5 protein-coding genes are annotated in these 6710 nt (G+C 70.5%); 3 read left to right on the top strand and 2 right to left on the bottom strand.

All coding sequences use genetic code 11. The annotated features are described in order from the left end of the window. The first annotated feature begins 1029 nt into the window (after nt 1-1029). Nucleotides 1030-1431: a VOC family protein gene (locus tag ITJ67_RS15065; RefSeq protein ID WP_160074076.1), complete on the top strand. Its 402-nt coding sequence runs from the start codon at nt 1030-1032 to the stop codon at nt 1429-1431. Nucleotides 1432-1776: 345 nt separating this feature from the next. Here the strand turns inward: ITJ67_RS15065 and ITJ67_RS15060 are convergent, their stop codons facing one another. After that, entirely contained in the window at nt 1777-3387 is a 1611-nt protein-coding gene (locus ITJ67_RS15060; protein WP_194678177.1) for an L-lactate permease, read from the bottom strand. 247 nt (nt 3388-3634) lie between these two features. On the opposite strand from ITJ67_RS15060, the gene ITJ67_RS15055 reads away from it, so the two are divergent. Further along, entirely contained in the window at nt 3635-4879 is a 1245-nt protein-coding gene (locus tag ITJ67_RS15055) for a Fic family protein (protein WP_228502994.1), read from the top strand. A 52-nt stretch (nt 4880-4931) separates the two neighbouring features. Further along, on the top strand, nt 4932-5447 hold the full coding sequence (locus ITJ67_RS15050; protein ID WP_194678176.1) for an O-acetyl-ADP-ribose deacetylase: 516 nt from the start codon (nt 4932-4934) through the stop codon (nt 5445-5447). A 21-nt stretch (nt 5448-5468) separates the two neighbouring features. Here the strand turns inward: ITJ67_RS15050 and ITJ67_RS15045 are convergent, their stop codons facing one another. Continuing rightward, nucleotides 5469-6620, bottom strand: a complete 1152-nt coding sequence (locus ITJ67_RS15045) for a glycerate kinase (RefSeq protein ID WP_194678175.1) — start codon at nt 6618-6620, stop codon at nt 5469-5471. Between the last annotated feature and the right edge of the window lie 90 nt (nt 6621-6710).

The following is a 6710-nucleotide window of genomic DNA, read 5'->3' as shown; positions in this document are numbered from 1 at the left end:
TGTGGCGAACCGCACCCGCGGACTCCTGGGTGCCGGTTCGCCACAGCTGTGTCTGCGGGCACCTGCGTCTGCGGCGGCTGTCTCTGCGGGTACCTGTGTCTGCGGGCGACCCCCGCTCGCGGCCCCTCCCTCGACCTCTCCCTCCCTCTCCCTGCACCAAAGTTGTGGGCAGGTGCGCTCGCCAAGCACCGCAACCGCACTTCGCCACACCTCTGCCCGCGAAGCCCGCCGCTCGAAGCCCGCCGCTCGGGACCCGCCGCTCCGGCTCCCGTGCCACTCGGGTTCCCGTGCCACTGCGCCTCCCGTGCATCTCCGGCTCCCCTGCCGCTCGGGCTCCCGTGCCACTCCGCCTCCCAGATTCTCGGCACTCGAACTCTCTCGCGGCCCCTCCCTCGCTCACTGTCCCGGCACGAGAGTTGTGGGCAAGTGCGGTCGCGAAGCACCGCAACCGCACTTGGCCACACCTCTGCCCGCGAAGCCCTCCGCTCGAAGCCCGCCGCTCGGGACCCGCCGCTCCGGCCCCCGGGCCGCTCAGGCTCCCGGCTTCTCGCCACTCGAGCTCTCCCGCGCGGTCTTTCTCAGCCCCTCCCTAGGCCCCTCCTTCGCGGCCCCTCGCTCGCTGTCCCGGCACCAAAGTTGTGGGTAAGTGCGCTCGCGAAGCACCGCAGCCGCACTTCGCCACACCTCTGCCGGCGAAGCCCTCCGCTCGGAGGCCGCATCTCGGGCCCCCGCTCGGGCCCCCGGATTCCCGCCATTCGAGCTCTCCCTCTCAGCCTCTCTCGACCCTCCCTAGGCCCCTCCCTCTCGGCCTTTCGCGCTCTCGGCCTTCCTCGCTCCCGTTCGCGCTCCCCACTGTCGCGACACCAGAGTTGTGGGCAAGTGCGCACGCGAAGCACCGCAAACGCACCTGGCCACACTTCTGCCGGCGAAGCCCGCCGCTCGGAGGCCGCATCCCGGTGCTTCCCAGCGGGACCGGCGTTAGATGGATGGCGGAGCGCGCAGCCCCGACGCGCGCAGGAATGAGCGACGATGCCCACCTTCACGAACATCCATCACCTCGCGGTGACCGTCCGCGACCTCGAGACGAGCGTCGCCTTCTACGAGCAGGTCTTCGGCTTCGCCCCGGCGACCGAGATCGACGACGAATCGCTGCACCGCAAGCTGTTCGCACTGCCGGGCGGCACGAACCTGGGGCTCACGCAGCACGACGGCGGCACCGACAGGGCGAGTGGCGGAGGGTTCTCGCCGTTCTCGCCGGGACTCGATCACATCGGGCTCACCGTCGAGAGCCGTGACGAACTCGAGGCGTGGGCGAGCCACCTGAGCGAGCACGGTATCGAGCACAGCGGCATCGTCGAGGCGCCGTATGGCTACGCGCTGAGCTTCAAGGACCCCGACCAGATCGCGCTGGAGTTCTTCGTCTCGAAGTAGGTGCCGCGCTGGCGCCTCCGGCGACAGCTTCCCCCGCAGAAAGTTGTGGCTTGGTGCACCTGCTGAGCACCGCAACCGCACCAAGCCACAACGCTGCGCACGGCCCGCCCCGGCCCGGCACACGCCGACCGACACGCACCCAACCGCACACCGAAACCAGCTCGCCCCGCAGCGCACCGCGGCGGACAATGCCCTGCGCATCCTGCGTCCCTGCGCACCCGGCACCATCGCAGAGTTGTGGCAAAGCGCTCCTCGCCTGCTCCGCAACCGCATCAAGCCACAACACTTCGTGCGTCCCGGCGCGTCCCGGCGCGTCCCGGCACGCGCCAGACGGCGCCGGCGCGCTCAGGAGGGCAGCAGCATCGAGAGGGTGTAGCTCCAGACGCAGATGAAGGCGAGCATCCCGAGGCTGTAGCCGATGGAGCTGCGGAGGATCTCCCCCTCCCGCCCGGAGAGACCGACTGCGCCCGCGGCGATGGCGATCGACTGCGGCGAGACGACCTTCGCCGTCGTGCCACCTGCCGTGTTGGCGGCGACGAGCAGCGAGGGCGCGACGCCGATGCGTCCGGCCGTCGCGACCTGCAGGGGCCCGAAGAGAGTGTTGTTGTTGACGACCGAGCCGGTGAGGAAGACGCCGAGCCACCCGATGATGGGCGCGAGGAGCGGGAAGACGGGGCCGACGGCCGCGAGCGCGCTGCCGATGCTCGCGGAGCCACCCGAGTAGTTCGCGATGTTCGCGAGCACGAGGATGAGCGCGATGAGCACCAGCGCCTGCCAGAGCTCGCGGAACGTGGCGGCGAGCTGCCCCCACAGGTCCGCGGCCTTGAGGCTCGGCGTCGTGAGGAACGACACGATGACGGCGAGCAGGATGGCGGTGCCGGTGGCGCTGATGGGGGCGAAGTCCCAGGTGGTCGCGACGGGGTCACCGCTCGAGAGCGCGATCTCACCGGTGAGACCCGGAATCGGGAACTTGATGACCGCGGCGGCGAGCGGCCCGTCGACGGCGAAGAGCTGCTTGAACGCGGGGATGCTCCACACGAGGATGAGGCCCGTGAGGATGTAGAAGGGGCTCCAGGCGACCGCGATCTCGCGCACGCTGTGACGTTCCACGGCCGGCGCCTCACCTCCGCCTTCGCGGAAGATGCGCTTCGGCTGCCAGACGCGGCCGAACACGAAGAGCGCGAGCATCGCCGCGAGGCCCGAGCCGAGGTCGGCGAGCTCCGGTCCGAGGAACCACAGCACGGACGCCTGCACGCCGCTGAAGACGACGCTCACAACGAGGGTCGCCGGCCAGGTCTCGCGGAGGCCGCGCCAGCCGTCGAGGATCATGACGAGCAGGAACGGCACGAGGAATGTGAGGGGCTGCAGGAGCAGCATCATCATGCGGGACATCTCGAGCACCTCGACGCCGGCCACCTGCGCGCCGACGATCACGGGAATGCCGATCGCTCCGTAGGCTCCCGCCGCGACGTTCGCGACGAGGGACAGCATGGCGGCCTTCACCGGCTTGAAGCCGAGCTGCACGAGGAGGGCCGCGCAGATCGCGATCGGCACCCCGAAGCCCGCCGCGCCCTCGAGGAACGCGCCGAACGCGAAGCTGATGAGCAGCACCTGGATGCGCTGGTCTGGAGAGATGCCCGAGATGGAGGCGCGGATCACGTCGAAGCGTCCGCTCGCGACGGCGAGGCGATACAGCCAGACCGCCATGACGATGATGTACGCGATGGGCCAGATGGCGGTGAGGACGCCGAGGAGCCCCGACCCGGCGACGGCGGTCCCCGGCATCCCGAACGCGACGAGCGCGACGAGGATCTCGGCGACGACGGCGATGCTGGCGGCGAGCATCCCCTTCATCTTGAGCGCCGTGAGGCAGATGAAGAAGATGGCGATCGGGATCACGGCGACGAGCGCCGACAGCCAGGGATTTCCGAACGGGTCGATGTCCTGCATCCACATGAGAAGCTCCGTCCATCGTGAGGTCGAGAGCGCTGGGGAGCGTGCGCTGGTCTCTGCTCGTCACAGTAGCGGGCATGGGTCTCGCGGGGCGAGCGTTTCGCCGGCGAAGTGCCGCCCGAACTTCTTTCGGTGCCTCGCACTGTTCGGGGGACCGAGGGACGCACAAGTGCGGCCGGGACAGTTTGCGCTGTCACTGCGATCCGCGGTTAGTGACACTTCCTGGCAGAAGTGTTACTAAGGTTGGGGCATGCCAACATCTGCGGGCGATGCGAACGAGCCGATGCTCGCCATTCCGGCGGTCGGCGTGGCGCTGCACAACTGGCGCCCGTCGGACCCCCGCCTGTTCTCACGTTCCGAGCTGAAGCGCCAGACGGGTGCGTACTCGTCGGCGATACCGACGCGACTCGCAGATTGGTCCCCCACGCTCACGAGCGAGCTCGGAGCAGACCTTGAAGATGCCAGTCGAGCCCTGAGCGACTTCGATCGCCATGCGTCGCTCGTCCTCGGCACGGAGAACACCGCTCTGGCCTCGATGGCGGCGATCCTGCTCCGCACGGAGAGCGCGTCGAGTTCACAGATCGAGAACCTCACCGTGAGTGCCAGACAGCTCGCCCTGGCTGAGATCGGCGCAGGCACCTCCCCGAACTCGCGGACGGTCATCGGCAACGTCCGCGCGATGGAGGCCGCCGTCACGCTGACAGAGCCCCTGTCCGTTGGCACGATCCTGACGATGCATCGCGAGCTGCTCGCGCATCAGCAGGGCATGGAGGCGCACGCGGGCCTCCTGCGCGAGGAGTTGGTCTGGATCGGGAAGGGAAACGCGGGCCCGCGCGAGGCTGACTTCGTGGCCCCGCAACCGGAGCTCGTCCCGCCAGCACTCGATGACCTGCTCCTCTTCGCCGACCGCGCCGACCTGCCCGCGTTGCTGCAGATCGCCGTGGCGCACGCGCAGTTCGAGACGATCCATCCGTTCGTCGATGGGAACGGCCGCACAGGACGCGCCCTCGTGCAGGTCATGCTGCGCGCCAGCGGGATCGCGTCGCACACCACCGTGCCCTTGTCGGCAGGCCTCCTGACCGACCTCAATCGCTACTTCGCGGCACTTGGCGCGTTCCGAGACGGCGACGCCAGTCCGATCGTCCGCACCTTCACTCAGGCTGCGAGGTTCGGCGCCGCGGCGGGTGGGGACCTCGTCGACGCGCTGCGCGCCGAGCTGGCGGCCTCTCGCGAGCTCCTGGCGGGCGTCCGCCCGCAGGCCTCGGCGCTGCGGCTGCTGCCATTGCTCGTCGGGCAGCCGATCGTCGACTCCGCGTTCGTGCAGAGGGCACTTGCTGTGGATGCAGTCACCGCCAATCGCGCCCTTGCTCTGCTGACCGACCGCGGGGTCCTCACCGAGCGCACCGGCAGACGCCGGGGACGGGTCTGGCAGCATTCCGGAATGCTGGGCGCCCTGGACGAGTTCGCGACGGGCATTCGCCGCGCCCGGCGCTGAGCTGTCACCGCATCCACCGTTTCTCTCGACGCTCCTGCGACAGACTGCTCTCATGAGGCGAATCGAGGCAGTTCTCGGAGACATCACGGAGCAGGCCGTCGACGCGGTCGTGAACGCGGCGAACAACGGGATGCGCGGGGGCGGCGGGGTCGACGGCGCCATCCACCGTGCGGGCGGGCCCGCGGTGCTCCGCGACTGCGTGGCCAGGTTCCCGGGCGGCCTTGCGACCGGGGATGCGGGATACACGACCGCCGGCGAGCTGCCAGCACGATGGGTCATCCACACCGTCGGGCCCGACTACGGCTCGGGCCAGCGCGATCGCACGCTGCTCACCTCCTGCTACGGGCGCTCGCTCGAGGTCGCCGACGAGCTCGGCGCCACCTCGGTCGCGTTCCCTCTCGTCAGCGCCGGCATCTACGCATGGCCGCTCGAGGACGCGATCGCCGCCGCCGTCGACACCATCGCGAGCTCGGGGTCGCAGGTCCAGGAAGTGCGCATCGTCGTGCGCGACCCCGAGATCCTCGCCCGAGTGGAGCGCGAGCTCCGAGATCGCGCCGCTGACGTCTGACGCCCTTCCCGGGCAGGTGGGTCAGAACTCGAGCGTGCCCGCCATCCGCTCCCCCGCGACCTCGACCCAGTCGAGCGTCTCGTCCATGGCGCGCTGGCCAGAGCCTGCGAGCTCAGACAAGGACACGATGCTGACGCCGTCCCGAGCGAGCACCGCCCGCTCCTCGGCGCCGAGGCCCACACGGCCAGCGATCACCCCGAAGCGTGCGCCTTCCTCGAGCGCGAGCCTGCGCACGAGCGAGGGGACCTTGCCTGCCTCGGACTGCGCGTCGAAGCTGCCCTCCCCGGTGATGACGAGGTCGGCCCCGCGCAGCAGCTCCCGCAGGCCGACCGCCTCGGCGACGGCCACGGCGCCCGCCGAGACCTCCGCGCCGACCGCGAGCAGGCCGAATCCCGTGCCGCCGGCCGCACCAGCACCGGGATGCGCCGCGAGCGCGAGGACATCGCCGCTCGCCTCCGGTGCCCCGTCGAGCACCTGCGCGAGCCGCGTGAGCCCGGCCTCGAGCAGGGGAACATCGTCGGCGGATGCGCCCTTCTGCGGCCCGAACACCGCAGCAGCCCCGGCCACACCGAAGAGCGGATTCACGACATCGGTCAGCGCGACGAGGCCGTCGGCGGGGAGCCGGACGAGTCCGGAGATGTCGACGCTCTCGAGCGAGTGCAGTCCGCGATTCCCGAGCGGGATGTCGGCGCCAGCGGCGTCGAGGAACCGCACGCCGAGCGCAGACAGCATCCCCGCGCCGCCGTCGGTCGACGCGCTGCTCCCCAACCCGACGAGCACTCGCCTCGCGCCGTGCTCCGCCGCGAACCTGATCGCCTGACCGAGCCCGATGGTCGACGCTCTGGCGCACGACTCGCGGTCGACCCCGTCGAGCAGCGCGATGCCGCTCGTCTCCGCCAGCTCGACGACCCAGGTGCCGTCCGGGAGCTCCACGAGCTCAGCGTCCACGGGGGCACCGAGCGGCCCCTCGACGCGCACCGACACCACTCGCGCGCCTGGGACCGAGCCGGCGATGGCCGCGGTCGTCCCCTCGCCGCCATCGGCCATCGGCACCTCGACGCACTCGTCCCCGGGCCTGGCGCGCAGCCAGCCCCGCCTGATCGCCGCGGCGACCTCGGCCGCCGAAGCGGTGCCCTTGAACGAATCCGGTGCGATGACGGTGCGGCGCTGCATACCCCCAACCTACCGACCGGAACGCGCCCGAGGAAAGCGTTTCCCGCTAGGCTCCAGATATTCAGGGCGGCACGCACCGTCGCGCGCCGG

Source organism: Pseudoclavibacter sp. VKM Ac-2867 (genome assembly GCF_015351275.1).
In the GTDB taxonomy this organism is placed as follows: domain Bacteria; phylum Actinomycetota; class Actinomycetes; order Actinomycetales; family Microbacteriaceae; genus Pseudoclavibacter.
The sequence above is the reverse complement of the archived record's forward strand: the minus strand, read 5'-3'. Positions and strand labels throughout refer to the sequence as shown.